Source organism: Mesorhizobium sp. AD1-1 (assembly GCF_020164655.1).
Classification (GTDB): domain Bacteria; phylum Pseudomonadota; class Alphaproteobacteria; order Rhizobiales; family Rhizobiaceae; genus Mesorhizobium; species Mesorhizobium ciceri.
In genome coordinates, this window is record NZ_JAIUGP010000008.1 from 129,362 (window position 1) to 155,045 (window position 25,684).

Genomic DNA, 25,684 nt, shown 5'->3' on the forward strand with positions numbered 1-25,684 from the left:
GAGCAAAGCACGTTGGGTGCGCTGCACAAATTATGATTTTCAGTAGTTCGGCTTAGGCTAGACCTAACCAGACTGCGTTGCGTCTGCGCCATCGCGATTTCGCCATCAGCAAGCTGCACCATTTCTTCCTTTCTCGGCCAGCCCGAGGCCACACCATTTTACGCGCCATCTATTGGCCGGGGCTGAGAGAGAGGGAACTGGAGTCGAGCTATTGTGGGCTACGGCCTAACGAACGGGTTGCAGTTCGGCGATTTCGACATTCTGGCAGATCCGTCCGGACGGCTGATCCGTCTTTTCGGAATCGAGTCACCTGGCCTGACAAGTGCGCTGGCGCTGTCGGATTGGGTTGTCCAATTTGTCGGAAAGACGAACTTCTTCTTGCTTTAGCCCTTGACCGCCCCAGCGGTCATGGATCCCGATATCTGCCGATACATCACAAGACCCAGCAGTGCCGGCGGCAAGGCGCCCAGCATCATGACGGCGGAAGCGGTTCCCCATTTTACGCCACCGCCGCTCGCGGCGAAGAAGAAGGATGCGCCGACCGTCATCGGCACGGCACGACTGGTTGTCAGCATGAGGCCGAAGAGGAATTCGTTCCAGGCGGTGATGAAGCCGAAGATGGAGGTTGTGACGAGCGCCGGTCGGATGACGGGCCGGACGATCATCATCATCACCTGCAAGGAATTTGCGCCATCGACTTTCGCCGCCTCGTCGAGTTCGACTGGTACATCTGAAATCGCGTTTACCAGGATGACGAGTGCAAGCGGCGCGTTGACGATGGTCAGGATGAGCCCGAGCCCGATCCGCGTATCGAGCAGGCCCAGCCACTGGTACATCATGTAAAGCGGGATCGCGAAGATGATCAGCGGCACGGCGCGAAGATTGATGACGATCGGCAGGACCAAGCGCTTTCCCGCCTCGCTGCGCGCGATCGCATAGGCAGCCGGGAACGCGAGCATGATCGCAAGGCCGGTTCCGATCAGCGCCGCCACGGTGCTGTTCAGCAGATAGGCATAGATGTTGAAGCGGCTGGTCTGCGTCAGGACCTCCAGATAGTTGTCGAGCGTCGGCTGGCTGATCCACAAACCGGGGTTCGTCGAAAGCTCGCGCTGGCTTTTGAGCGATGTGATCAGCGTCACGATAATGGGGAAATTCATCGCCAGCACGGCGATGGCAAAAACGATCCAGCGCAGTGCCCCGGCCATCGTCAACGCTTCCTGCGGCCGGCAAGCCGGTTAAGGCAGTGGAGAACGATGAACGACGCCATGAACAGGACAACCGAGGCGGCGACCGCCTTGCCAATAGCCCCTTCCTTGAAGAAGGCTTGGTAGATGTAGATCGACAAGGACGTCGTTGAACCTCCTGCACCACTGCCGGTCAATGCATAGACATTGTCGAACACCCGGAAACCGTCGATGAAACGGATGAAAAACGCGATGACCAGCGTCGGCTTCATCAATGGCAGGTCGATCCACCGGACGATCTCAAACGGTGATGCGCCATCGAGCGAGGAGGCTTCGCGCACGTCGAGCGGTATGGCCGAATAGGCCATGTAGAAGAGCAGGAAGGCGAAAGGCGTCCATTGCAGCGTCTCCACGACGACAAGGGTGCGGAAGGCATTGTTGATGTCGAGGAAGGCCGGGCTGTCACCGAACCATTGGAAGAGATAGTAGGGGACGGGTCCCGCGAATTCATGCAGCACCAGCCGGTACATGAGACCGACCATGGCCGGCGCGACCATCAGCGGCAGCATCAACGGCGCCATCAGGACTGGTCGCTTGCTCAGAAGCGGTGCCAGGAAGATGGCAAGGAAAAGACCGATCAGACATTCCGCTGATGCGGTAAGAATACCGAATCGCAGAGAGAACCAGGCCGAGCTCCAGAATTCGCGGTCGTTCAACACCGCGACATAGTTGCTGAAACCGCTCAACACCGGACTGCGCAGCGTCTCGAATGTGACGGCCGAAATGGAATAGATCAGATTGACGATCGCCGGAAAGCCGAGGAACAGCAGCAGGAAGCCGACCAGCGGCGTCAGATACATCCTGCCTTCGGCACGTGTCACAAGGGCCATGTCGATCCGCCAAACGCGCCGGACGCCGAGCTCGACCCGGCGTCCGGCAAATGGTTCATTTCTTGAGAAGGTCCTGCATGCCCGCCTTGGTGTGGGCGAGCGCATCCTCGAGGCTCTGCTGGCCGGACCAGTAGCCGGTAAACTCCTTTGCCTGCAGCTCATAGACCGGGAGCGCACTCGCGGACGTCGCTCCGGTCATGACATAGCCGTACTTGCTGGCGAATTCGCCGAGCTTGACGAGATCGGGACGTTCCTTCGCAACCTTGGCGACGACATCGGGAGACAATGCCGGCGAACCGCCGCTGCGTGCATAGAGCAAGGCCGCATCCTCGGTGGCGAGCCACTTCAGGAACTTGACGGCGCCTTCCTTGTTCTTGGCGTTCTTGTTGAGGCCCAAACCAAGGCCGTGGATATGATCGGCGCGTCCGTCGGGACCTGCCGGCGGCGCGACGATCCCGGTCACCTCGGCGACCGCCGGAGATTTTTCGGTGCTGGTCAGATCCGCCGCCGCGGCATTCCACTGCAGTGCCGTCGCGGCCTGACCGGATGCGAAGGCCGCGTTGGTTTCCGCATATTCGTAGCTCAGCGAATCCTTGGGCGATGACCCGGCATCATAGAGTTTCTTGTAGAGCTCGAGGCCGGTCTTGTAGGCATCGGAATCCACCGTGACATTGCCGTTCTTGTCCATCCAGTCGCCGCCGTAGGAGCGCGGCAGGGACTGGAAGACCATCATGTTGAACAGCAGGTTCTTCATCTGCAGGACCGTGCCGTAGCGCACCGGGCTGTCCGGGTTCACCTGCTTGGTGAAATAGAGGGCGGTGGCCGCCCAGTCGTCCCAGGTCCAGCTGTCCGGGTCCTTCGGCTGCAGCGGCTTGCCGAGATATTTCTGGGCGATTTCACTATAGGTCTTCTTGGCGGCGTCATCCCTGTTCAAGGCGTCGACGAGATCCTTGCGGTAGTACATGAAGTGCAGCGAAAGGTCTGTCGGCACGCCGTATTGCTTGCCGTCGAACTGCATCGTCTTGAGAACGGATTCGCCGAAAACCTTGGCCGCATCCGCGCCAAGATCGACCGGCTCCATATAGGGCGCGTAGCGACCGAGCGAGTAGGTGGCGACGAGGTTCACGTCGAAGGCGTTGGATCCGGCCGCCATGTCGGCCTGCAGCTTGTCGTAAAAGCCTTCGCGGTTGAAGAACAGCAGCTCCACCTTGTCGGCATCACTTGCCTGCTTGTTGTAGGTTTCCACGGTTGCCCGCAGTGCGGTTTCCTCGGACCCGCCAGGCCAGCCGAGCACGGTCACGGTTGCGTTGGCAAAGGTCGGCAAAGCTGTCCCCGCGAGGAGGGTGGCCATAAGCGCAAAAGACGTCCTGCTCAATTTCATGATCGTTCCCTTCTTTTTTGATGATTTTTGCATGGCATGACCGGCGGCGCCGCTACCTTGCCCATTCGGCAAGATCGGCAACACCGATGACGCCGGCGTGGCCCGCGAGCTTCGCCGCAACGAGATTGGAGGAAAGGCGCGGTGGAACCTCGCCCAGATGCGCGCGCACCCGGTCGAGATAGCCATCGGCAAGACCGATGCTGCCGCCGATGACGATCGATTTCGGATCGAACATCATCTGAATGTCCCGGCACAGCGTCGCGACCCGCGAGGCGCTCCGCGAGACGATGGCGTCGGCCCAGGCCTCGCCCTTCAGCGCACGCCCGAACACATCGGCGGCATCGGCCTTGAAGCCGGCCTTGAGGGCCTGCGAAGCGATCCAGCGGCCGGAGGTGCTGTCTTCGAGTGGGGCATGGTCTGCAGACAAACCACGGATCAGACCGAAGTGACCGGCAAGACCGGACAGCAATCGGCCGTTGCAAACGATGCCGCCGCCAATTCCGGTCGAGATGGTCAGAAAGACGATGTCGCGACCTTGCCCGGCGCCGAATTTGTATTCGCCCCAGGCGGCTGCCTGGGCATCGTTGAACGCACAGACGGGCTTGCCGAAAACAGCGGATGCCCTTTCGACCAGCGGGTAGCCGTCGGGAATGCCAAGCGTCGCCGGATTCAACGCCGACCAGCGTCCATCGTGCACCAGCCCCGTCACCGCAATACCGATACGACTGAAGCGGCTTGACCAGGCTGACGTGCTTTGCGCAAGGGATGCCAGCCAAGCGTCGGGTCCAGCCTCTCGCGCGGTAGGCACGATCATGTCCTCGACCACCTTGCCGCCGCTGACCAGCGCGGCCATGGTCTTGGTTCCCCCGATGTCGATGCCCAGCACGGTTGGGCCAAGCACGGTTTGCGTGCCTCTTGCCGCATAGGCCTCGGAAATCGCCTGGTGGAACCACGAGGTGACGTGCTCGGTACGGGTGATCGCCGATCCGACAACCACGGCACAGGCGCCGGCGCGCGCGGCGGCGGCCGCCTGCTCCGGCGACCGGATACGCCCTTCGGCGATGACGTAGGGGGTCAGGGTTCGCATTTGAGCGATGAGGGCAATGTCCGGATCCTCCGGCTCCGGCCCGCCGACATAGCCGGAAAGCGTCGTGCCGACGAAATCGACACCCGCGGCAAGGGCCCGGCGCGCATCGTCAAGGCAAGAGCAATCGGCCATGGTCAGCTTGTTCCTGGCCTTGACGGCTTTCACAAGCGCTTCGACAGGAACGGGACGGACACGGTCCGTCGCATCGAAAGCGATGATATCGGCGCCCGCCTCGGCCAGCGCCTCGACATCGGCCAGATAGGGCGTGATGCGCACGGGGCTGTCGGTCAGATCGCGCTTGACGATACCGATGATCGGCTCGCGGACGGCCAGGCGGGCGGCCGCGACATAGGGCACGGATTCGATGCGCAGGGCCTTGGCTCCGGCTTCAAGAGCGGCCCTGGCAAAGCCCGTCACGAATTGCGCACTGTCCATCGGGCCGCCGGGAACCGGCTGGCAGGACACGATGAGACTGTTGGCGATGTCTTCCCGCTGCACGTCGGCACTCCCCTGTCGCCATCACGATAAATGGAAAATACCAGATTACAACCAGTTCATAACTGGTATTATCTTTGCAGCTCGAAGACGAAGTCGTAGACGTCTCCCTTGTAGCGTGTCTCGCAGTATTCCACGATCTGTCCGTCGGCGAGAAAGCAGCGGCGCTCGGTCATCAGCAGCGGTGCGCCCATCTCGCAATGAAGGTGTCTTGCATCCTCCAGCGATGCGCCGCGCGAGCGCATGCGCTGGATTGCCCTCTGAGGCAGGAAGCCGCGTGCATCTAGCGCTTCATAGAGGGAGTCCTGAACCATCTCGGGCGAAGGAAGGAAGCGAACCGGCACGGCCGAGACCTCGACGGCGATCGGCGCGCCATCGGCCGTCCGCACGCGGCGCATGCGGATTACATTGGTGTTTGCGGCAATACCCAAAGCCATCATTTCGGCTGGCGATGGACGGCTTATCTGTTTGGAAAGCCATAGGCATCCAGGCTTCAGGCCGCGCGCCAGAATGTCCTCCGAAAAGCTCGTCAGCGTCGAAAGCGATTTTTCGACCCGCGACCCGATCTCGGTTTTGGAACCATGCCGGCGATTGAGCTGCCCTTCCTCTTCGAGCAACGCCAGAGCTTTTCTCACAGTGACACGCGAGATCGACAGGGCTTCCGCCAGAACCCGCTCGCCCGGCAGAACCGCGCCGGCCTTCAACGCATTGGAGCGGATCGCTGCCTCGATCGCCGATTTCAACCGTCTGTAAAGCGGCACATCGGAGGCTGTCGCTTCCATCTCCCGACTGACAAGCCCGATCAGGTTCACGGTTGTCATTGCTCTTCCTCCCGCGCGAGAAGCACCCAGGATCAAAACATTCCTGACTGGACCCATACTGGTATTATCAATCCGGTGCAAACGTCCCGCGGGCGGTGCCTCGTCCGCGCCGTCAGCGCACCACGACCCCCTCAGCGAACCTTCGGTGACAGCTTCATGGAGATGCGATCGCAGGCAGCACGCAGGACCTCCAGAGTAAAGGCATGGCGGCTTTCACGCGTATGGCGATTGATATAGGCGACGATAATGGAGGCGACGGCGCTGCCGTCCGGTCCGATGACCGGACAGCAGATATCGGTGATGCCGACGAAATCACGGCTCTCGCGCATCCAGTAACCGTCCGCGCGGATGGTACGAAGCTGCTTTTCCAGCGCCTCTCGATCCAGCGGCGCCGGCGAATGTGCCGCACATTCGTCGATCATCCGCGTCGCGACCTTTGGCGGCTGGAAGGCAAGGATCACATGGCCGGAGGTCGCGTCGGTGGCCAGGCGGCCGTAGCCGAGGCGCAGCGTGAACGCCATGTCCTCGCCGCCGGGAACGGCCGCGGTCACGACAGTCAAGCCATGATTGAAGACGACCAGGTGCGGCGACTGATTTGAGTCCCCGGCAATCCGCGTCAGCTCGGGCATTGCGGCGGACATGAGATCCTGAGCGCTCGGCGTGTGCAGCCCCAGCTTGAAAAGCTTGTCGGTCAACGAATAGGCGTCGGTCTCGGCGTTGCGCTCGATATATTGACGCTCCTGGAGCGCGATCAGCATCCGGAAAATCTCATTCTTCGAACGACCGAGGCCTTCCGCGATCTCCTTCATCGTCAAGGGCGCCCGCGCCTCCGCCAGCAGCTCCAGGACATCCAGACCCTTCGTCAGCGCCGGGGCCGAATAGGTCGGTTTGCCACTCTCTTTTGCGTCATCTGCCATTCGAAGAATCCCCGGTGGTCCACGCACGATAGAGACAAGAAATCGGAATTGCCATTGGTTTTATATCCAAACTTGACACCATATATAAAACTGACATGATGACGGGGACAATGAATTTCGAGGCCGAGCCGATGACCGTCCAGAGACCAGCAAACACTGTCCGCGCGACCATCACGCCCCGAAACAACAGTGTTTACACGTCGGTCGATTTCGATCGCGAGGGCAAGCAGATCGGCTTCTTCCATGTGCCCCAATCGCCGCACGACGATGCCTGGGGCACGGTCCGCGTTCCGCTGGCCGTCATCAAGAACGGAGACGGTCCGACGGTCCTGATCGAGGGTGGCAACCACGGCGACGAATATGAGGGGCCGATCGCGCTCGGCGAGCTTCTGCGCGAGATCGATCCACGGGATATAGCCGGTCGCATCATCGCGATTCCGGCCATCAACATTCGGGCCGTCGAGGCCGGCACCCGCACCTCCCCGGTCGACGGGTTGAATTTCAACCGCAGTTTTCCAGGCGATTTCAACGGCACGCTGACAAGCCAGATAGCGGCCTATGTGCATGACATCCTGTTTCCGAAGGCCGACTATTTCCTGGATCTCCACTCCGGCGGTTCGTCCCTGATGATCCTGCCGAGCGCGATCATCGAGCCCTCCCCGACCGCGCAGGGGCATCGCAAGAACATCAAGGCGACGCTCGCCTTCGGGGCGCCGACCGTTGTCATGGTCGACAATCTCGGTGAAACCCGGACCTCGACCGCGTCCGCCAATCACCAGGGGCTGATCGTCATCGGCAGCGAGATGGCCGGCGGCGGCCTTGTCAGTCCGGATGCGTTGGCCATCTGCCGCAGGGGCATCCGCAATGTGCTGAAACATGCAGGCGTCCTGAAGGGTGCGCCTGACATTGCCCCTGGCGCCAACGCACGCGTGCTCAAAGTGCCCGGAAGCGAAGGCTATCTGCTTTCCGAGGAGGACGGTGTCTTCGAACCCTTGAGCCCGCTCGGCAGTGCCGTCAGCAAAGGCGACCTTGCCGGACGCATTCACTTCCTCCACACGCCGTCGCGCGCGCCCATCGATCTCCTTCACCCCATCGACGGCATCGTTTTCGCCAAGCGTCAACCCGGCCGCGTGCGCCCGGGGAATTGCTGTTTCGTGCTGGCCAACGAATATCCGGAGGCACTGACCGATGAGCCATGAAGACATCATGGCGGCTGCCCGGCGCATTGCCCCCTTCATACGGCGCACCCCGGTCGTCAAGCTCGACCATGCCACGGGCGCGAACCTCCAAAATGATGTCTATTTGAAACTCGAATGCCTCCAGGTGAGCGGCTCCTTCAAGATCCGGGGCGCCACGAACCGGGTGAAAACGCTCGAGCCGGGCCGGATCGAAAACGGACTGGTCGCCGCATCCGGCGGCAATCACGGCCTGGCCACCGCCTATGTGGCTGCCCGGGCCGGCGCTCCCGCCACCATCTACCTGCCGAACAATGCAAGCCCGCTGAAGGCGGAAAAGCTGCGCAAATGGGGCGCTGACGTTCGCTTCGAAGGCAAGGTCTGGGATGAAGCGCATGAGGCTGCATTGGCCGAGGCAAAAGCGCGCGGCGCCTTCTACATGCATCCCTTCGCCGATGCGCAGATCGTGTCCGGCCAGGGAACCGTGGCGCTGGAGATGGTCGACCAGATTCCCGATGCCGACATCTACATCGTCGCGATCGGCGGAGGCGGCCTCATCAGTGGCATGTCCGAAGTCCTGAAGCACGTCAAACCCGACGCCAGGATCGTTGGTGTCGAGCCGACCGGTTCACCGACCCTTCACGCCTCCCTGACTGCCGGCCGTGTCGTTCGCTTGCCCGAGATAACGACGAAGGTGGCGACCATGGCCTGCGGCCGCACGGACGAAAGTATCTACGAGATCGTCGCCAAGCACGTCGACGACATCGTCCTTGTCGAGGATGCGGACATGCAGAAAGCCGCTGAATTGCTCTGGTTCGAATTCGGCATCGCCGCCGACCTCAGCGGCGCGGCATCGCTGGCCGCGTTGATGAGCGGAGCTTTCAAGCCACCGCGCGGCGCCCGCATCGCCGGGCTTGTCTGCGGCGCCGGTGTCGAAGGCCTGAACGGCTGAGGTCGAGAAAGGCCGGTCCACGCAAGACGCGGCCCGACATGGATACGGCACGAGTGCCGCGGAATACCGCCGGAATGCCTGTCGCTGGGACGGTCGTCGTGCGGGACATGAAAAAGAGGCGAAGAATCGTCCTGTCGCAACAAGAGGAGAACTGAAACATGCGCATTTCCCTGAAAGCATCCATTGCTCTGCTTGCACTCGCCATCGCAACGCCCTCGCTTGCCGCGGAAAAGGTTCTTGGACTTGCGGCAATCGACTTGCAGAACTCCTTCTTTGTCCGCATGAAGGAAGCCGGCGACGTGGCTGCCGCCGACTATGGGGTGAAATCCACCTGGCAGAGCGCCGAGGGTAGCCTGGAAAAACAGGTCAGCATCATCGAGAATTTCATCAATCAGGGCGTCAGCGCGATCCTGATCGATCCGATCGACAAGAACGCGGTCATTCCGGTGATCCAGAAAGCCACTGCCGCCGGCATTCCGGTGATCACCATGGGCAACAAGGTCGAGGCAGGCTCGAACTATTCGACGCTCTATCCGGACTACGACAACATGTCGATGGTTGCCCGCGCGCTCGGCAAGTCGCTTGGCGGCAAGGGCGAAGTCGCCCTGCTCGTCGGTTCGCGTGGCAACTTCGTGTCCGACACGCGCGAAAAAGGCTTTGTCGAAACCCTGAAAAAGGAGTTTCCGGACATCAAGGTCGTCGGCATCGAGCCGACCGGCTGGGACGCAGCCAAGGCAACGAATGCCGCCCAGACATGGCTCACCACCTATCCGGACCTGAAGGCCATCGGCTGCATCTCCGACAGCCTTTGCCTGGCAGCCGATTCCGTTGCCAGTTCGATGGGAACCCAGCTGCTCTACGGCGGCTATGACGGCGACGCCGAGATGAAGCCGCTGATCGACGACGGCAAGATGGTGATGGACGTGCTGACCGGCGCCTATCGTGTCGGCTACTGGAACATCGCCGTTGCCGCTCGCCTGGCCAACGGCGAAAAGCTGCCGCAGGATCTCTACATGCCGACCTATTTCGTGACCTCGGATGCGACGGCGGCGAAGCTCAAGGCGGATGGCCTCACCTTCGAATACATCAACACCGACAAGGAGGCGGTGGAAGCCAAGAACTATACCGAGCAACTCGGTCCCAAGGTTCCGGCGACCGCCATGACCCTGGCAAAGTAACAGCCTAAAGCGGCTCAAGCGCCGGATGACGTATCATCCGGCGTCCCCTTTTCCTGACGATCGCCGTCGCCGCTTCCGTGGTGACCGCGCATGATGCTCGATAAGAGGACCGACCCATGTTCCAGTCCTGGACCTCTCCGTTACTACGGCGCAACGAACCGGTTCTCATCGCGGTGCTGCTGGTCGCCATCGCCGTCTTCGGCTGGATCGATCCGCGTTTTCTGTCGACCGGCAATCTTGTCAGCATCGCGCAGCAGAGTGCGGTCATCGCCCTCATCTCTTTTGCCATGACGGCCGTGATCATCGCGCGCGGCATTGATATTTCCGTCGGCAGCAATCTCGCCTGTTCCGGCATCGCCGCGGGTCTTGCCTACACGGCAACCGGGTCGGCGAGCCTGAGCCTTCTCGCCGCGATCGGTGGCGGTGCCGCGATAGGTCTGCTCAATGGAGCGCTGATCGGCTTTGCCGGCATCTCTCCCTTCATCGCAACGCTCGCCACCATGGCGTTCGCGCGCGGCCTGGCGCTCAGTCTCTCCGGCGCATCCAGCATCGCGGTCGCCGATCCGGTCCTGCTTTTCGCCGGACGCGAGACAATCGGCCTGCTGCCGGTCTCCGTCATCATCGCCGCCATCTGCCTGAGCCTCTGGTGGTTCGTGCTCAATCGAACGGTATACGGGCGCTGGATCTATGCGATCGGCGGCAATGCGGGGGCGGCGCGGGCCTCTCTGGTTCCCGTCGACCTCGTGCGCATCTCCGTCTACGTGATTGCCGGTGCGACAGCCGGGCTCGGCGCGATCCTCACCATCGGCCGCCTTGGTTCGGCACAGCCGCTTGCCGGCACCGGCCTTGAATTTACAGCCATCACAGCCGCGATCATCGGCGGCACGAAACTCTCCGGCGGCCAGGGCTCGATCTGGGGAACGGCGATCGGGGCGCTGCTGCTGGGCGTCATCAACACCGGCCTGTCCTTCCTGCAGGTGCCGCAGATCCTGATCTATTTCGTGACCGCGAGCCTCATTCTGGTGGCCGTTCTCACCAGCCAGCCGGAGAGTGTCGCCGCCTTGTTCAAGACCGGTGGCCGCAAGTCCACCCCGTCGCCCCGCAACACCGCCGCAACACCGGTCGGCAAACACAGCATCGCCTTGCGCGGGCTTGGCAAGTCTTTTCCGGGCGTCAAGGCACTCGACGGTGTCAGCTTTGCCGTCTCGGCTGGCGAGGTGGTGGGACTTGCCGGCGAGAACGGGGCCGGGAAATCGACGCTGGTGAAGTGCATTTCTGGTCTGCATCGCCCGGACGAGGGTGAGATCGTCATCGACGGCAACGCCGTCCAGTTCCACTCCCCCAGCGATGCCAAGGGCATCAGCGTCATCCATCAGCATTTCAGCCTTTCGCCGGACCTGACGGTGGCGGAGAATCTCTTCATCGGCCGCGAACCGCACACCCGCCTGGGATTTCTCGACCGGGCCCGGATGCGGCGCGATGCGAAGGCCATCATGGACGAGCTGTCGCTCGATATCGACATTGCCGCGGAGCTGCGAACGCTTTCCGTCGGGCACCGGCAGATGGTGGAAATTGCCCGTGCCGTTCTGTCCGATGCCTGGTTCTTCATCATGGACGAGCCGACCAGCGCGCTCTCCAACCGCGAGCGCGACCAGCTCTACGACCTGATCGACAGGCTGAGAGCTCGCGGCGCCGGCATCCTCTACATCTCGCACAAGATGGAAGAGATCTTCAGCCAGTGCGACCGCGTCGTCGTTCTGCGTGACGGACGCTTCATCGGCGAGCGCCAGACCAGCCAGACCAGCGAGGCCGAGATCGTCGCCATGATGGTCGGGCGCGATGTCGGCGACATCTTCCCCTATCTCGAAGCGCAAGTCGGCGAAACCGCGGTCGAGATCAGCAACATTTCCGATGGCAAGCTCTTGAAGTCGGCCACGCTCAGCGTGTGCAGGGGCGAAATCGTCGCGCTCGCCGGCCTGATGGGCAGCGGCCGCTCCGAAGTGCTCAGGCTGATTGCCGGCCTCGATCCCATGCATGGCGGCACCCTCAGAATTTTCGGCGGGCAGCAGACCGGCGGCGACACCAAGACCGCCAATCGCGCCGGCATCGTCTACATACCGGAAGACCGGCATCTGGAAGGCTTTGTCGGCACGATGTCGATCAGGGATAACCTGTCCCTCGCCTGGATTCGCGACAACAGTCACTTCGGCCTGCTGAGACCTCGCCACATCCTGGCTCTCGCGCGCGATCTCATCGGCTCACTCGGCGTGCGGCCGGCCCAGCCCGACAAGATGGCCATCGAACTCTCGGGCGGCAATCAGCAGAAGGTCGTCATCGGCAAATGGCTTGCCACCAAGCCGAAGATCATCCTGCTCGACGAGCCGACACGCGGCGTCGACGTCGGCGCAAAGTCCGAACTCCATCACCTGATCGCAAGATTGAAGGCCGAGGGCGCGGCGATCCTCATGGTGTCGAGCGAGTTGCCCGAGGTCCTCGGCGTTGCCGACCGCATCGTCGTCATGCGCGAAGGCCACTCTGTCGGCACGCTGGCGCGTGGGGCGACGGAAGAAGATGTGATGACGCTGGCCTTCGGTGATCGCACGATCACACCACCAGCCTGCGCACCCCGGCCAGCATCCAACCTTGCACCATGCCTGTAAGGAGGACCCTTTGAGCAAATTGAAGATCGCCATCGTCGGTGCCGGCTACATGGGTCTCCTGCATGCGCAGGTGGTTGCCGAGAGCCCTGTCGCGGAACTATCGGCATTCGTTGATCCGAACGCTGCCTCGGGAAGCAAGGCCGCGTCCGATTTCGGCGTCCGGCATTTCACCGATGCCGCCGCCGCGCTGACTGCCAATGCCGCCGACGCCTACATAGTGGCGGCACCCGATACGCTGCATGAAGACGTCTGCCGCACTCTGCTCGATGCCGGCAAGCCGGTGCTGCTCGAAAAACCGATGGCTCATGATCTTTCCGCTGCCAAGGCGATTGCGAAAGCGGCGGAGAGAAACGGCGCGCGTCTGTTGGTCGGCCACATCCTGCGGTTCGACCCGCGCTATTGCGAAGCCGCGGCAGCGGTGAAATCCGGGCGGATCGGCGAGCCGATCCACGGCAGCAGCGGCCGTTTCACCAATCGCGAAGTCGGTCTTCGCATGAACGGAAACTCGAGCGTCTGCTTCTACCTCGGCGTGCACGACGTGGATGCGCTGCAATGGATCTCAGGTTCAGACATCATCGCCGTCTACTCCCGATCGGTCGCCAAGCTCATGCCTTCGCTCGGAGTTCGCTCCGAAGACGCGATCTTCTCCACCGTCGAGCTGTCGAACGGAATGAGCGGACAGCTCTACTTCGGCTGGACGCTGCCACCGACCGTTCCGACCGGCATCTGGGCGCGCACCGAAATCATCGGCACCGAAGGCATGATCGACCTCGACGTGCGCGACCACGGTCTACGTATCCTATCGCATGGACAGTGGTCGCAGCCCGACGCCTTGCACTGGCCGACCGTCAATGGCCGCATCACGGGGGATCTCTTCGAGGAGGTCCACCATTTCATTTCCGCGGTTCGCGACGAAACCCCTTTCGTGATGCCGCTCGACGACGCCCTGCGCGCCGTCGCCGTCAATGATGCAATCCTGCGCAGCGTCAAATCAGGCCTGCGCGAACCGGTCGAAGATTGGCACATCCGATGAGAGAACCCTCATGACCCGCCAACAGAACATTTGGTGCAGGCGCTTTCTCGACCTCTCGCCGTTGATCCTGCTGGTCATCCTGCTGGCGATCTTCGCGCTCATCGACGCCCGCATCGTTTCAACCGCCAGCCTCATCAACATCGTCGCCCAGGCGACCCCGATCGCCATACTGGCGCTTGGCGCCCTGATCGTTCTGCTGACGGCAGGCATCGACCTGTCCGCCGGCGTCGGCGTCGCCTTCTGTGCCGTCTTCATCGCCAGCCTGATCGACGGCGGCGCCAGCCTGCCGCTTGCCTTGCTCGTCGGCTTTGCCGTGATGGTGGTGATCGGCCTCGCGAACGGCGCCGTTATCGCACTGTTGAAGATACCGCCCTTCGTGACGACATTGGCCACAATGGTCGCGCTGCAGGGCGCAACGCTTGCCGTTGCCTCCAAAGGCGTCCTGATGCTGAAGGATCCGACGCTTCGCGCCGTCGGCATCGAGCGCAGCTTCGGCATTCCCAACGTCATCTTCGCAACGCTCCTGATCGTCGCTGTAGCAGCGATCCTGATGCGGCACAGCCGTTTCGGGCTGCGTACCTATGCGCTCGGGTCGGATGCCGGAGCCGCGGAACTTGCCGGCATCCCGGTGACGAAACACACGATTCTCGTCTATTGCGCCTCCAGTATCTTCGTCTTCCTGACGGCTGTGATCATGATCAGCCGGGTGCCTGTCGTGACGCCCAATATCGGCGGGACCTCGCTGCTCCTGGACGCGATCGCCGCGGCCGTGCTTGGCGGCACCAGCATTTTCGGCGGACGGGGAACGGTGTGGGGAGCGGTCGTCGGCGCCCTGATCGTCAGTCTGCTGACGACGGCGCTTCGGGTGTTCGGCACGGATCCTTCCAGCCTCGAACTCTACAAGGGGGCAATCATCATGGTCGCTCTCCTGGCCGATTCCGGCATGACCTACGCCAAGGCGCGGCTTGTCGAGGCAGCACGATGAGCGAGCCAGTTCCGGCCTTGCCGATCCCGCCCAGGTCCAGCTTTGCGCTGATGACCTCGCCGGATACGGAAAAACACGCGACAGCGGGCGTGCATAAACCCGTCGTCATTCTGCCGCTCGGCGCTGTCGAGCAACATGGCCCGCATCTGCCGCTCGGCGTCGATTGCTGGCTTGCGGAAGCGGTTGCGCTCGCCGCGGCGGAAGGACAGGCCTCCATCCGTGTCGCCGAACCTGTCGCCTATGGCTCGTCCGAGCATCATCGCTCCTTCTCCGGCACGATGAGCCTCAGCCCGCAGACCTTCATCGCCGTTTTCGTCGATCTCTGCACCTGCCTTGCCGAAGACGGCTTCCTGCCGGTCATGCTGAACGGCCATGGCGGAAACCGCGCCGCCATCCAGGTGGCGATCACCACCCTTGGCAAGCGTGGCATCGTCACGGCGGGTTTCTCGTATTTCGATCTCATCGCCGACGTGGCGGCGGAGGCCCTGCCCGATGCCGCCACGGGCACCGGTCACGCTTGCGCGCTTGAAACGTCGTTGATGATGCATGTGCTTGGCGACAGCGTTCGCCGCGATCTCATCCCGCCAGGCGGCACCCCGCCATCCTGGCCGGATCCTCACCTTTACGCCGCGCCGGCCGTCACCGTCTGGCGCCGTTTCGAAGCCATCCGCGACAACGGCGTCATCGGTACGCCGTCGCAGGCGAGCGCGCAGGCCGGCAGCAGACTTTTCATCGCAGCCGTGGAGCGCAGCCGCGCCGCCATTTTGAACATCCAATCCGAATTCGGCCAAAGGAACGCATGATGACAGTCCATTTCAAATCTTCTCTCGAAGGCCCCAACCTGCGCGGCATGGCGATCGTCTCGGAGCCGGAAGCAGCCGCCCGTATCGGCATCAACCGCATCGGCGGCGAGTGGATTGCCGGCAGCTCCGGCAGATTCCTGAAAATCGATAGTCCTTCGACGGGCGAGCATCTCGGCTATCTCTCCCTTTCCACCCGCGCCGATGTCGGTCGCGCGGTGAAAGCCGCCGAAGGCGCACGCGAGACCATGCGCAAGATGGGAACCTTCGCACGCGCTCAATTGTGCATGCGCATCGCCGACGCGATCGACAGGCGCGCCGAAGAGCTTGCCCACCTGCTCTGCCTGGAACAGGGTAAGCCCTTCCACAGCGAGGCAAAGGCCGAAGCATCGGCGGCAGCTCTCGGTTTCCGCAATGCGGCAGAGCAGATGAAGTGGCTGGAGACGGCGGCGTTTCCCCTGGCCGATGCCAACAAGCGCGCCTTCAGCTTCCTGCAGCCGAAGGGCATCTTTGCCATCATCACGCCGTGGAATTTCCCGCTCGCCCTGCCCTGCCTCTACTATCTCGGACCGGCCGTCGCAACAGGCAACACCGTTGTCTGGGTGCCGGCGCCGACGACATCGCTGATTGCCACGGCACTTGTCGAATGCTTCATCGAGGCGGGCTTGCCGGACGGCGCCATCAATCTCGTTCTGGGAGATGGTGCGGAGGTGGGCGACGAGGCCGTCGTTCATCCGGGCACCCATGCCATCGGCTTCACCGGCAGTTCCGCCACCGGCGCGACGATCGCCCGGCGTGGCGCGGGCAAGCCGCTTCTGCTCGAAATGGGCGGCAACGGTCCGACCATCGTGCTAGCCGATGCCGATATCGACATGGCCGCCGCCCAGGTGGGGGGCGGCTGCTTTGCCAATGCCGGGCAGATCTGCACGGCCACCGAACGCGTGCTGGTGCATAAATCCGTCCACGACCGTTTCATCGAAGGTCTGGTGAAAGCGGCCGCGAAGGTGAAAATGGGCGACCCTTTCGATCCCGCGACGACGATGGGTCCGATCAACAATGCGGTGGCCATCGACAAGGTGCTCAGCCACATTGCGGACGCCCGCGCTCGTGGCGCCGAGATCGTCACCGGCGGCAATGTGGCGTCGGGTTTTGCCACCAATCTCTATTTCGAGCCGTCGATCGTCACAGGACTGACCCGGGAAAGCCTGCTCAACGTCGAGGAATCCTTCGGGCCGGTTGCACCCGTGCTGACCTTCGAGACCGACGAGGAGGCGATGGAACTTGCGGCGTCCAGCCCCTACGGCCTGTCGGCCGCGGTCTTCACCAGCACCATCAAGAACGCCTTTGCCTTTGCTGAAAGCCTGAGGGTCGGCATCGTCAACATCAACGAGATGAGCTGCTATTGGGAGCCGCATATTCCTGCCGGCGGCGCCGCCGGGACGCAGAGCGGCCTCGGCCGCACCGGGGGGCGGCACACGCTGATGGAAATGTGCGACCTGAAGACGATTACCGTGGACGTCACTCGCTGACATTCAAGGCCCGCGCCTTTAGCGCGGGCCTCCCGTGCGACCGTATGCCGTTCGGCAGCAAGCTGTCAGATGGACCGGCGCAGGCTGTCGGCCATTTTCTCGCCAATCATGATCGAGGTCAGATTGGTGTTTGCCTGGCAATCGAGCGGCATGATCGACGCATCGATAACCCGCAGCCCTTCAAAACCGTAGACCCGGCATTCCGGATCGACCACGGCCTCACCGGGCCTACCCATGCAACAGCCGCCGATCCCATGCTGCGCATCGGAAGACTGCGCCAGCAGGAAATTGTCGACCTCCTCGTCGCTTGCCATTTCGAGCCATGACAAAGGCAGATCGGAATCCCCCAGCAGGACGCGCTCGGCGATCGCCTGGATCGGCGCTTGCCGGGCAATCTCGCCAAGGTGGCGATAGGCGATACGCATGCGCTGAAGATCCATCGGATCGTCCAGCATGTTCTCTTCCACGATCGGCTGGTCGAAGGGATTGGCGGAACGCAACTGCACGGTGCCCCGGCTCTTGGCCTCCATCAGGATCAGATTGACCATGGCCTCGCCGAACTGGGCGCTGTCGGACTCCACGCCGATACCGCCATGGTTCATGGCGACGTAGAGGATGTCGTCGCGCTCGGCACCCGGCACGCCGGAACTCATCCGCACACAGCAGTTGGTATGCCGCGCGTCGACATCGGTCGCCTTGAATTCCGGCTTCAGCTTCAGTTCGATGCGGCAATAAGGATGGTCGAAGAAACCTTCGCCGACCGGCAGGTCGGCAAGCACCTCGATGTCCTTTCGATTCAAGAGAGCCGCCGGACCGATGCCCGAGCGCTGCAGGATGACTGGAGAGTGGATGGCGCCGGCCGAGACGATGACCAGCGGCGCCTCGAATTTGCGAACCTGACCGGCCACGATGGCCAAAACGCCGATCGCTTTCTTGCCATCGAAAAGCACCTTGTCCACCGTCGCCTGCCCGATGATGGTGAGGTTCGGCCGGTCGCGGGCAGCTTCCAGATAGCCGTCATTGACCGACACGCGCTTGCCGGCTCGACTGTTGATGGGATAGGTGCAAGCCCCTTCGGCATCCGGAGCATTGAGATCGTCATGCCAGGGATGGCCGAGGGCCATCGCGCTTTGGCGCATGGCCTTGTCGACGCTTCCCCAGCTTTCGACAGGCGCGCGGTAGATCGGAATCGGGCCATCGCTGCCGTGAAAATTAGCCGCGATCGGGTCATCCTCCAGCCGGCAGAAGAAGGGCAGCACGTCGGCTCCCGACCAGCCCTTGCATCCGATTTCCTCCCAGCGGTCGAAGGCATGGAGCACGCCGCGAATGGCAATCTGCCCATTGACGGCCGTCGAACCGCCAAGCCCCTTGCCGCGCCAGTAGACCCGGTGTTCCTGCCGCTTGGTGCGGCGAGCCATCAGGTCGGGGTACATATACTGTTGCTGAAAATGATCGGGAAGCAGCAGGTTGAAGGGATTTGGACTCGCCATCTCGGCAGGTTGCTCGCCGCTCCGGTAGTCCGGCCCCGCTTCCAGTAAAAGCACGTTCGTGCCCGCATCTTCGGTGAGCCGGGCGGCAAGGACAGCCCCGGCTGCGCCGGCTCCGACAACGATGACATCAAAGGGCATGCCGCACTCCCTACATCCGACCAATGCACGGCTCACTCGACCGCGACATCATCTTTGATTTCATTGTGCACGATCATCTGCTGGCATTCAGGCTCGGCGACGGACGCCGGAACCGACCACCTTAGCCGCCGTTGCACGACAGCAAGATCATCATGATTTGTTTTATATGTAAATATGATTTCGTATATGAACCCATCGGAAGTATCTCTTTTCACCATCTACTCCATACAGCGCGACGAACCCCGGTGCTTTCCGTCCCCCCTGCCGGCGGCTCTCACACCGTCATCGTCCATCGCCTTTTGATGTCGATCGGCCCTCGATAAAAGCGGTGTTCGACGCGCTGCCCTTCCACGTCGCCCCCAGGGAACAACTGCTTCCATGGAAAGTTAGTCCATGGCTACACCGCCGGTGAGCTTTCACGACAATCCAAGGGAGACAAATCATGGCGACTGCAAAAAGAGCGACGACCAAGGGACTGGAGGCTTTGTTCCTCGATGGGCTGAAGGACATCTACTACGCTGAAAAGAAGATACTCAAGGCCTTGCCGAAGATGGCAAAGGGCGCCGAATCCGAGGAGGTGGCTGCGGCCTTCGAGAAACATCGCATGGAAACCGAAGGCCAGGTTGATCGGCTCGAGCAAGTGTTCGAACTTATGGACAAACCGGCGCGCGGCAAAACCTGTCCGGCGATCGACGGCATTCTTGAGGAAGGGTCGGAAATTCTCGACGAATACAAGGGCGACCCAGCCCTGGATGCTGGGCTGGTCGGCGCGGCACAGGCCGTCGAACATTATGAAATCGCGCGCTACGGCACGTTGGTCGCGTGGGCTGAACAGCTTGGCAAGAGCGACGTGGTCAAGCTCCTCAACGAGACATTGAAAGAGGAGGTCGCGACGGACGAAGCGCTTTCCGGGCTGGGCGAAGGCGGTGTCAATGAGCGCGCCCTGGAGCAAGCTGCCTGACTGGGCGTCCTGACTGATGTCGCCCCGGCAAAGCCGCCGGGGCGACTTTCGCAACCCAAACCGCGGCGTCGTCGATAGCACCTCTTTCAGATGCAATCGGACCCACCCCGATACTTCGGGGTGGGTCTGCTGAAATCACCCGCGATCAGCGGTTTTTGTGACTTTGTTCGCCAGCTTTCACGTGCTGTTCGTGGGTTCCACCACGCATGCCGGATCCATCGCCCTGCTGCCGTTGACCACCACCAGCGGCCTGCTGTTGCTGACGGTTTTTATTGTCGGCATTCTTGTGGCTCTGCTGGCCTGCCTTCACATGCTGTTCGTGGCTACCACCTTGATTGGGCATTCTTCTTCTCCTTCACAATGCACGAGGCGACAACCGCCTCGATTGCCTAAGAAGAGTCAGGCGCGAACGTTCCCTTGCGTAACATTTTGTGAAGACCCTCAGACAAGCCGGGCGTTCGAAGGAGCTTGAGATGGATGCCGACCCGGAGAGCATTGCGCCAACCTCGGAAGTAAGGTGCGTTGCACTGCCCCGCTGAATTGAAATGGGTGGTCTCGAAAGCTTGCTGGATAGCGAGATGCGCACCTTGCCACCATAATATTTCATCGAACCGCAAACGCCGTTTATGCATTTGCGCGGAACGGTGGTGCTGTTCGCGTAGGCCGCATTGGGAGTCATCAGAGGTGCCATGAGAACGGCGATTGTCGAGATGGCGGTGAATGTTTTCGTCAAGCTGCGTAGCATGATCGAATTCCATCCTTGGATTCAGTTGAGGTTCAGGTTCGACCGCTCAGCCTTTTGCGGATGTCAGTCTGGCGTTGCGGCTGTGATGTTGGGCAACTCAGCGTAATTCAGCGTGAAATAACGATCATCGTTCCCCGGTGTCTTCGCATGATCGTCGAGAGATGATTTCCGGTCTTCGCGGCCCGTGCATCCGGATGGCTGTCAATGGAGGCTCGGCAGGCGATCCGCTTAGACAATGTCGTCGGCCAGGGCTGCAAGGCCCCGCCGACACAGAAGCTCGCCGCGGGATAAGGCTGGCCGAGGCAATTGAGAGAAGTAGATCAACCGTCACCTTGCAGGAACCGCCAATGCGATCTGCCTGTTAGCCTGGACGGACCCATTCCAGCGCAATTCACGTTGAGATCACGCGGAGCACTGCAAAGCATGCGTCATAAGGGAGGAACCCGACATGACGCTCAACATCAATAAGCCGCTGCGTGTAGCCCCAGTCGAAATTTCAGCTCGCGAAACAGCCTCATCCTTCACGGTTCGGTCTCCGCGCCTCCTTGCTTGGCGCAGCGCGTTAACGGCACGGATGTCTGGCCCTGGGGGAGCCTACAATGTCGGCAACCTCATTGGTCTTTGTCAGGGGATTACGGCGCAGATTCTCGTATCCGGCGATCTGAACCAACTCCTCTGGACAGGCGCGCCGGCCGCCATCAGCCATTATTTGACGGGCAATTTCGCTGCGATCGCAATGACCTCGGCGACGGCGATCTTCTTCGCCAGCGGCGAGATCTACCATCGCGCCTGGAACGGGCGTCTCAAGCCTAGGGAAAATCTCAACCGCCTGGGTGATTTCCTGTCCGGCGTTGGTGCCGTTTGCCTTGGCCTGGCCCTGTTTGAACTTGGCCATCCGTTGCTGGCGTTGACATCGGGCCTGCTTCATTCTGTTGGAAAATTCGGCAGTGCTTGCCACCGACCCGGTGTCCGGATCCTCAACTTGTCGGAATACGGCCCCGACCCGTTTCGCGTCATGGTCCTTCTCAGCCGGCTGCCGGCCCTCATCGCAGCCGGGACAGGACTCTGTGCATCGCTGTTCAAATTCGAAGTCGAACAGCCACAGCATTGGTCCACGCCCGCCAGCCTTCTCGTTTGTTACCTGCTCTGGTCCTGGGCTGACCTGCTTCTGTTCCGATCGAGCCAACCTCGCGCAGCCCGCGATCATTCCGCCGGCTGATCAAGCTTCGCTATTCCAACCTCATTGGAGAGAACCATGTTTGGATCATCATCCGACAATTCCGCAGAACAGATCGGCCGCTCCTATCCCTTGCAGCGACGCATCGGCACGATCTGCGTTTTCGGCGGCGCCATGCTTGGCAACGATCCCGACCACGCCCGTTGCGCCACCATCCTTGGCGAGACGATAGCCGCAGCAGGTATTCGCCTGGTCTATGGCGGTGGCTGTGATGGCCTGATGGGCCAGGTGGCTATTGCCGCAGCAGAAGGGGGTGGAACCGTGATCGCGATCACACCGCAGTTCCTGATCGAGCGGATGAGAATGCTATTATCGGGGTGCCAGACGATTTCAGTTCCCGACATGAGTATCCGCAAACAGCTCATGTTCGACTACGCGGATGCATTTGTAGCCTTGCCTGGCGGCATCGGAACCGTTGAGGAACTGACCGAGGTCATGACGCTTCGCAAGCTGGAAAGGCACTGCAAGCCGCTGGTCCTGGCGAATTTCAAAGGCTTCTGGTCACCACTTCTCGGCGTCTTCGAGAGCATGTCTGAGGCTGGCTTCATGAACTCGTCAACCCGATGCACGCAAATGGTTTCGGCAACCCCGGAGGCCATCCTTCCGCTTCTTCAGCGCAGCGTCAGTTTCGAGCAGAACGAACCGCCAAAGCCCGTCCTGCTGCCCACCATCCCCGTCTTGCGCAGATCACATATATCGAGTGCTGGCCCCGGATAGATCGCGAACCAAAAGACGCGTTCTTCCGCGCAACACCAGCCACCTCGACGATGACGGGGTGCGTCGGCCCCGATCATCGCTTTCAAACCCGATCACAAATCGTTGGAGCCATTGCCCGCTGTGGTGATGCGATCAATCATGTCCAGATTCAAGGCAAATTCCTTGCTAATGCTTGCTGCGCTCATTTGGGGAGTGGGCAATGTGTCCCACAAGACCATACTGGCCCACCTCGATCCCATGGCGGTTGTTTTCCTGACCAGCGTGATCGCCGGACTGGTGACGTTGCCATTCGCGGTGCGGGAGCGCGACCCCGAAACCAACACCGGCTGGTTTCCAAGTGTGGCGAGAGTGGTTCTGCTTTTTGCCCTCGGCTGTGTGGTCCAGCAATTGTCCTATGTCAGCACGACGGTGACGAACTCGAGCCTCCTTATCAGCGCTTCCACTGTTATCACGCCGATCGCCGCGTGGCTGATCATGAGGGAGCGTCCAAGTGCACTGATTCTGTTCGTCGCAATTCTGACGGTCGTGGGATCGGCTCTCCTGGCGGGCGGCTTCAATGGTTCGGCAACCGCCGGCGACGCTTTCGCCGTCCTGACTGCAATCTGTTTTGCAGTGTGGACGGTCGAACTCGGGCGGCATGTGCAGGCATATGGCCACCCCTTCGCGACGGCGGCCGCACAGTTCATCGGCACGGCCGTTGCCACGCTACCTTTCGCCCTGCAGGGCACAATGACATTTCAGGCAATTATGGCAGCATGGCCAGAACTCATCATGCTTGGTGTGTTCTCGACCGCTGTCGGCTTTTGCCTGCAGACTTCTGCACAGCGCTACACCACTTCGTCCCATGCGGCGGTGATTTGCAGCGGAGAGGGTGTGTTCGCCGCCATTTCCGCTGCCGCTCTGCTTGGTGAACGGCTTTCGCCCGACGGCCTTCTGGGTGCGGGCGTCATTCTGTCCTGTGTGCTGTTCACCGCCGTCTCGGCGGGCCCGAAGCTCGATCCGTCAGTGTCATGATCGCCTCGGCAATGTCGTTCTGCTCTGGGGCCGCGCCATTCAAACCACCGACGGGCAAGTCTGTTTCTACTCCCGGATTCATGCCAAGCTACTCGCCTGGCCGCATTCATCCTTCTGGAAAACGAGGTCTACTTCGATGCTCCACGGCGAAACGTCCTCCTTCGAAGCCGCCAACATACCGAACCGGTCAAACCAGAATTCAGACGACGGCCTCAACGACAAGCCGACCTTGCGAGGCATCAGGCTCTTCCCGTCCCTGGCGGACATGCCGATCGCCTTGTTTGACGCAACCGAAGACGAGAGCGCCATCGACCGCACCAAGGCGGGCTTGCTGGACATCACGGCGGAAATGGTCGGCCCGACCGATGGACTTGAAGGCAGTGATCTCAGCCCTACACCAGCCGGCTTTACCTATTTCGGTCAATTCGTGTTCCATGACATCGTCTTCAGCCAAATATTCGGATTGCCCAAGCCGACAGGCAAAACCCATCATTTGAAGAACGCGTCCTCGCAAGGCCTTGACCTTTCGGGGCTCTATGGGCGGGGGCCAATCGTCGACGCCCATCTCTACGATGTTGCGGATGGGGCGGACCTGTCGGCTTGCCGCTTTCCGATCGGCTTGCCTTGCATGAAAGGCAGTATGCTTCCGGTCGACGGTAAGACCATGCAAGGCCGTGATTTGCCGCGCATCGACTTCTCGGGCAAGTTTATCAGTGTCGAGGGTCGGCGATCGCCTTATCGGCCCTTGGTGGCGGATCCGCGAAACGACGACAATCTTGTCCTGTCGCAACTGCTCTGCACACTCATGGGCATCCACAACAGGATCGTGGATCTACTGCTTGGCATCGGCACCGACCCAGCAGAAGCTTACAAGCGTGCCAGGATCTATCTGACCTCGGTTTACCGCACTGTGATCATCAACGACTATCTGAGAAAAGTTCTGGCTCCGGAAATATGGGACCATTTTTTTGCCAGTGACGATTTTCTTGGCGCCGGAGTCTCGGCACTTGAGACTTTCAATGCGCTGCCTTTGGAATTCACCTTCGGTGCGTCGCGCTTTGCCCACGCCATGGTCCGGCAGTTCTATGTCGTGAACGACAGGTCGGTCGAAGAACCAGCCAATCTGCGCAAAATGCTGTCCTTTTCCAGCCTGCGCCCGGGTGGGGAGATTCCAATACCCGAGAACTGGATTGTCGACTGGAGCCGGTTTGCCTCAGCCGACACCCCGTCGAAAGCTCAAAGTGCCCGGCGCATAGGACCATTCCTGTCGAAAGAACTGACGATTGCCGGCCTGAGTGCGGAATTGAACGGCACAGTCCGGCCGGTTGCCTTCATGGATTGCTGGCGCTGTTACGACCTTGGTTTGCCATCCGGGCAGGACGTGGCCGGTGCGGTGAAGACCGCCCTGGGCGACAACAGTATCGATGTGCCGGTCCTGGCGGGCAATGACATGCTTCCCACGGCCGCTTGCGCCAAACGTTACGTCTACAACGCCGGCCGACTTCGGGCCGCTTTGCAACGGTACCCGGAGTTCCTGAGGCAAACACCTCTCTCCTACTATATCATCCAGGAGGCGTCCGTTCTTGGTAATGACGGCAGCCATCTTGGCCCAGTTGGCTCCTATGTGGTGGCCGCCACGATCGCATCCGCACTGTTCAAGGCTGCCGATACGGATATCACCTCTCGCAGGCTCATTCCGGACGTGGAGCCAAAAACGCTGGCAGGACTGCTCGATCTCAATGATACTGCGAAGGTATCGGATGAAGTGCTTGGCGGCCTGCTCGGCAGTCAGGGTTTTCAATAGCGCTGATAACGGCAGCGCTACAGTGCTCAATCTGGTTTAGCGGGGGAAGTGGACATGGTGAAGTTCAAAGATGTGCAGTTCGAGGCGCTTGGCGAATTCATCCGAGACCTGATCAAGGATCCGGCCAAGCAAGCGATCTTCAGAAGTGGAGATCAGGAGGCGATGAAGGACCTGCTGCGTGGGTTCATGACGCCCAGGGACAAAACCTGGGAGGAGATCACCATCCAACCATACTTCGACCAAGACCTGATCGTGAACATCGCCTTTCCTTTCACCGGCGACGTCGAGCAAACGATCGCCACCATTGCGCCGGCGGATGGACCCGGTGAGGACTATACATTTCCCGATCACTACAATCTCGACCCGAACGCCGGCCCGCCCGATCAAATAAAGAAAAACCGTTTGAGCGCATATCATAAGCGCCTCGGCGACTACGTGATGTCACGCTGCAAGTGAAACCCGGCGCAATTGCGAGCAACGGTTCGGCCGTG

22 protein-coding genes are annotated in these 25,684 nt (G+C 61.2%); 14 read left to right on the plus strand and 8 right to left on the minus strand.

What is annotated here, in order from left to right:
• Positions 1–383 precede the first annotated feature (383 nt).
• From LB519_RS17115 to LB519_RS17140, 6 genes are all read right to left on the minus strand, one after another.
• Entirely contained in the window at positions 384–1,205 is an 822-nt protein-coding gene (locus LB519_RS17115) for a carbohydrate ABC transporter permease (RefSeq protein WP_224620665.1), read from the minus strand.
• Between the two features lie 2 nt (positions 1,206–1,207).
• The gene (locus tag LB519_RS17120) at positions 1,208–2,074 is read right to left on the minus strand and encodes a carbohydrate ABC transporter permease (protein WP_224620666.1); all 867 of its coding nucleotides are present in this window, start codon (positions 2,072–2,074) and stop codon (positions 1,208–1,210) included.
• A gap of 55 nt (positions 2,075–2,129) precedes the next feature.
• The gene (locus tag LB519_RS17125) at positions 2,130–3,425 is read right to left on the minus strand and encodes an ABC transporter substrate-binding protein (protein ID WP_224620667.1); all 1,296 of its coding nucleotides are present in this window, start codon (positions 3,423–3,425) and stop codon (positions 2,130–2,132) included.
• 82 nt (positions 3,426–3,507) lie between these two features.
• Entirely contained in the window at positions 3,508–5,040 is a 1,533-nt protein-coding gene (locus LB519_RS17130; RefSeq protein WP_224620668.1) for a putative N-acetylmannosamine-6-phosphate 2-epimerase, read from the minus strand.
• Between the two features lie 68 nt (positions 5,041–5,108).
• Positions 5,109–5,858, minus strand: coding sequence for a GntR family transcriptional regulator (locus LB519_RS17135; protein WP_027160933.1), 750 nt, complete (start codon positions 5,856–5,858; stop codon positions 5,109–5,111).
• Between the two features lie 131 nt (positions 5,859–5,989).
• Complete coding sequence (locus LB519_RS17140) at positions 5,990–6,775, minus strand: IclR family transcriptional regulator (protein WP_024503981.1); 786 nt, start codon at positions 6,773–6,775, stop codon at positions 5,990–5,992.
• Positions 6,776–6,870: 95 nt separating this feature from the next.
• Here LB519_RS17140 and LB519_RS17145 point away from each other — a divergent pair, with 95 nt between their 5' ends.
• The 8 genes from LB519_RS17145 to LB519_RS17180 all read left to right on the plus strand — a co-directional run bounded on the left by LB519_RS17145 (position 6,871) and on the right by LB519_RS17180 (position 17,087).
• Positions 6,871–7,974 carry a succinylglutamate desuccinylase/aspartoacylase family protein gene (locus LB519_RS17145; protein ID WP_224620669.1) on the plus strand — a complete coding sequence of 368 codons (1,104 nt, stop codon included), beginning with the start codon at positions 6,871–6,873 and terminating at the stop codon, positions 7,972–7,974.
• Entirely contained in the window at positions 7,964–8,902 is a 939-nt protein-coding gene (locus LB519_RS17150; RefSeq protein ID WP_013530436.1) for a threonine/serine dehydratase, read from the plus strand. The genes LB519_RS17145 and LB519_RS17150 overlap by 11 nt, the downstream gene beginning before the upstream one ends.
• 158 nt (positions 8,903–9,060) lie before the next feature.
• Positions 9,061–10,080, plus strand: coding sequence for a sugar ABC transporter substrate-binding protein (locus LB519_RS17155; RefSeq protein ID WP_013530435.1), 1,020 nt, complete (start codon positions 9,061–9,063; stop codon positions 10,078–10,080).
• A 116-nt stretch (positions 10,081–10,196) separates the two neighbouring features.
• Positions 10,197–12,740, plus strand: a complete 2,544-nt coding sequence (locus LB519_RS17160) for an ATP-binding cassette domain-containing protein (protein WP_224620670.1) — start codon at positions 10,197–10,199, stop codon at positions 12,738–12,740.
• Between the two features lie 10 nt (positions 12,741–12,750).
• Complete coding sequence (locus LB519_RS17165; protein WP_013530433.1) at positions 12,751–13,773, plus strand: Gfo/Idh/MocA family protein; 1,023 nt, start codon at positions 12,751–12,753, stop codon at positions 13,771–13,773.
• A 10-nt stretch (positions 13,774–13,783) separates the two neighbouring features.
• Complete coding sequence (locus LB519_RS17170; protein WP_024503985.1) at positions 13,784–14,758, plus strand: ABC transporter permease; 975 nt, start codon at positions 13,784–13,786, stop codon at positions 14,756–14,758.
• Positions 14,755–15,561 (plus strand): creatininase family protein, encoded by an 807-nt coding sequence (locus LB519_RS17175; protein WP_224620671.1) that lies wholly within the window; start codon positions 14,755–14,757, stop codon positions 15,559–15,561. The genes LB519_RS17170 and LB519_RS17175 overlap by 4 nt, the downstream gene beginning before the upstream one ends.
• Positions 15,561–17,087 (plus strand): aldehyde dehydrogenase family protein, encoded by a 1,527-nt coding sequence (locus LB519_RS17180; RefSeq protein WP_224620672.1) that lies wholly within the window; start codon positions 15,561–15,563, stop codon positions 17,085–17,087. The genes LB519_RS17175 and LB519_RS17180 overlap by 1 nt, the downstream gene beginning before the upstream one ends.
• Before the next feature lie 65 nt (positions 17,088–17,152).
• On the opposite strand, the gene LB519_RS17185 is transcribed toward LB519_RS17180, so the two are convergent.
• Entirely contained in the window at positions 17,153–18,715 is a 1,563-nt protein-coding gene (locus LB519_RS17185; protein ID WP_224620673.1) for a GMC family oxidoreductase, read from the minus strand.
• A 442-nt stretch (positions 18,716–19,157) separates the two neighbouring features.
• Between LB519_RS17185 and LB519_RS17190 the strand changes: the two genes are divergently transcribed.
• A complete protein-coding gene (locus LB519_RS17190) occupies positions 19,158–19,676 on the plus strand; it encodes a ferritin-like domain-containing protein (protein WP_013530428.1) in 519 nt (172 codons plus the stop codon).
• A 145-nt stretch (positions 19,677–19,821) separates the two neighbouring features.
• Here LB519_RS17190 and LB519_RS17195 read toward each other — a convergent pair whose 3' ends face one another.
• The gene (locus LB519_RS17195) at positions 19,822–20,019 is read right to left on the minus strand and encodes a hypothetical protein (protein WP_013530427.1); all 198 of its coding nucleotides are present in this window, start codon (positions 20,017–20,019) and stop codon (positions 19,822–19,824) included.
• Between the two features lie 850 nt (positions 20,020–20,869).
• Here LB519_RS17195 and LB519_RS17200 point away from each other — a divergent pair.
• The 5 genes from LB519_RS17200 to LB519_RS17220 all read left to right on the plus strand — a co-directional run bounded on the left by LB519_RS17200 (position 20,870) and on the right by LB519_RS17220 (position 25,649).
• Positions 20,870–21,640 carry a hypothetical protein gene (locus LB519_RS17200; protein WP_224620674.1) on the plus strand — a complete coding sequence of 257 codons (771 nt, stop codon included), beginning with the start codon at positions 20,870–20,872 and terminating at the stop codon, positions 21,638–21,640.
• Positions 21,641–21,676: 36 nt separating this feature from the next.
• Positions 21,677–22,375 carry a TIGR00730 family Rossman fold protein gene (locus LB519_RS17205; protein WP_063172726.1) on the plus strand — a complete coding sequence of 233 codons (699 nt, stop codon included), beginning with the start codon at positions 21,677–21,679 and terminating at the stop codon, positions 22,373–22,375.
• Between the two features lie 138 nt (positions 22,376–22,513).
• Complete coding sequence (locus tag LB519_RS17210) at positions 22,514–23,389, plus strand: DMT family transporter (protein WP_224620675.1); 876 nt, start codon at positions 22,514–22,516, stop codon at positions 23,387–23,389.
• Between the two features lie 136 nt (positions 23,390–23,525).
• Positions 23,526–25,193, plus strand: coding sequence for a peroxidase family protein (locus tag LB519_RS17215; RefSeq protein ID WP_224620676.1), 1,668 nt, complete (start codon positions 23,526–23,528; stop codon positions 25,191–25,193).
• Between the two features lie 54 nt (positions 25,194–25,247).
• On the plus strand, positions 25,248–25,649 hold the full coding sequence (locus LB519_RS17220) for a hypothetical protein (protein WP_013530422.1): 402 nt from the start codon (positions 25,248–25,250) through the stop codon (positions 25,647–25,649).
• Positions 25,650–25,684 lie beyond the last annotated feature (35 nt).

Bases quoted from the DNA above. Each gene is read 5' to 3' on its own strand.
- LB519_RS17115 (WP_224620665.1), bottom strand. From the start codon at position 1,205: ATGGCCGGGGCACTGCGCTGGATCGTTTTTGCCATCGCCGTGCTGGCG.
- LB519_RS17120 (WP_224620666.1), bottom strand. From the start codon at position 2,074: ATGGCCCTTGTGACACGTGCCGAAGGCAGGATGTATCTGACGCCGCTG.
- LB519_RS17125 (WP_224620667.1), bottom strand. From the start codon at position 3,425: ATGGCCACCCTCCTCGCGGGGACAGCTTTGCCGACCTTTGCCAACGCA.
- LB519_RS17135 (WP_027160933.1), bottom strand. From the start codon at position 5,858: ATGACAACCGTGAACCTGATCGGGCTTGTCAGTCGGGAGATGGAAGCG.
- LB519_RS17140 (WP_024503981.1), bottom strand. From the start codon at position 6,775: ATGGCAGATGACGCAAAAGAGAGTGGCAAACCGACCTATTCGGCCCCG.
- LB519_RS17145 (WP_224620669.1), top strand. From the start codon at position 6,871: ATGATGACGGGGACAATGAATTTCGAGGCCGAGCCGATGACCGTCCAG.
- LB519_RS17150 (WP_013530436.1), top strand. From the start codon at position 7,964: ATGAGCCATGAAGACATCATGGCGGCTGCCCGGCGCATTGCCCCCTTC.
- LB519_RS17155 (WP_013530435.1), top strand. From the start codon at position 9,061: ATGCGCATTTCCCTGAAAGCATCCATTGCTCTGCTTGCACTCGCCATC.
- LB519_RS17160 (WP_224620670.1), top strand. From the start codon at position 10,197: ATGTTCCAGTCCTGGACCTCTCCGTTACTACGGCGCAACGAACCGGTT.
- LB519_RS17170 (WP_024503985.1), top strand. From the start codon at position 13,784: ATGACCCGCCAACAGAACATTTGGTGCAGGCGCTTTCTCGACCTCTCG.
- LB519_RS17175 (WP_224620671.1), top strand. From the start codon at position 14,755: ATGAGCGAGCCAGTTCCGGCCTTGCCGATCCCGCCCAGGTCCAGCTTT.
- LB519_RS17180 (WP_224620672.1), top strand. From the start codon at position 15,561: ATGACAGTCCATTTCAAATCTTCTCTCGAAGGCCCCAACCTGCGCGGC.
- LB519_RS17185 (WP_224620673.1), bottom strand. From the start codon at position 18,715: ATGCCCTTTGATGTCATCGTTGTCGGAGCCGGCGCAGCCGGGGCTGTC.
- LB519_RS17190 (WP_013530428.1), top strand. From the start codon at position 19,158: ATGGCGACTGCAAAAAGAGCGACGACCAAGGGACTGGAGGCTTTGTTC.
- LB519_RS17195 (WP_013530427.1), bottom strand. From the start codon at position 20,019: ATGCCCAATCAAGGTGGTAGCCACGAACAGCATGTGAAGGCAGGCCAG.
- LB519_RS17200 (WP_224620674.1), top strand. From the start codon at position 20,870: ATGACGCTCAACATCAATAAGCCGCTGCGTGTAGCCCCAGTCGAAATT.
- LB519_RS17205 (WP_063172726.1), top strand. From the start codon at position 21,677: ATGTTTGGATCATCATCCGACAATTCCGCAGAACAGATCGGCCGCTCC.
- LB519_RS17210 (WP_224620675.1), top strand. From the start codon at position 22,514: ATGTCCAGATTCAAGGCAAATTCCTTGCTAATGCTTGCTGCGCTCATT.
- LB519_RS17215 (WP_224620676.1), top strand. From the start codon at position 23,526: ATGCTCCACGGCGAAACGTCCTCCTTCGAAGCCGCCAACATACCGAAC.
- LB519_RS17220 (WP_013530422.1), top strand. From the start codon at position 25,248: ATGGTGAAGTTCAAAGATGTGCAGTTCGAGGCGCTTGGCGAATTCATC.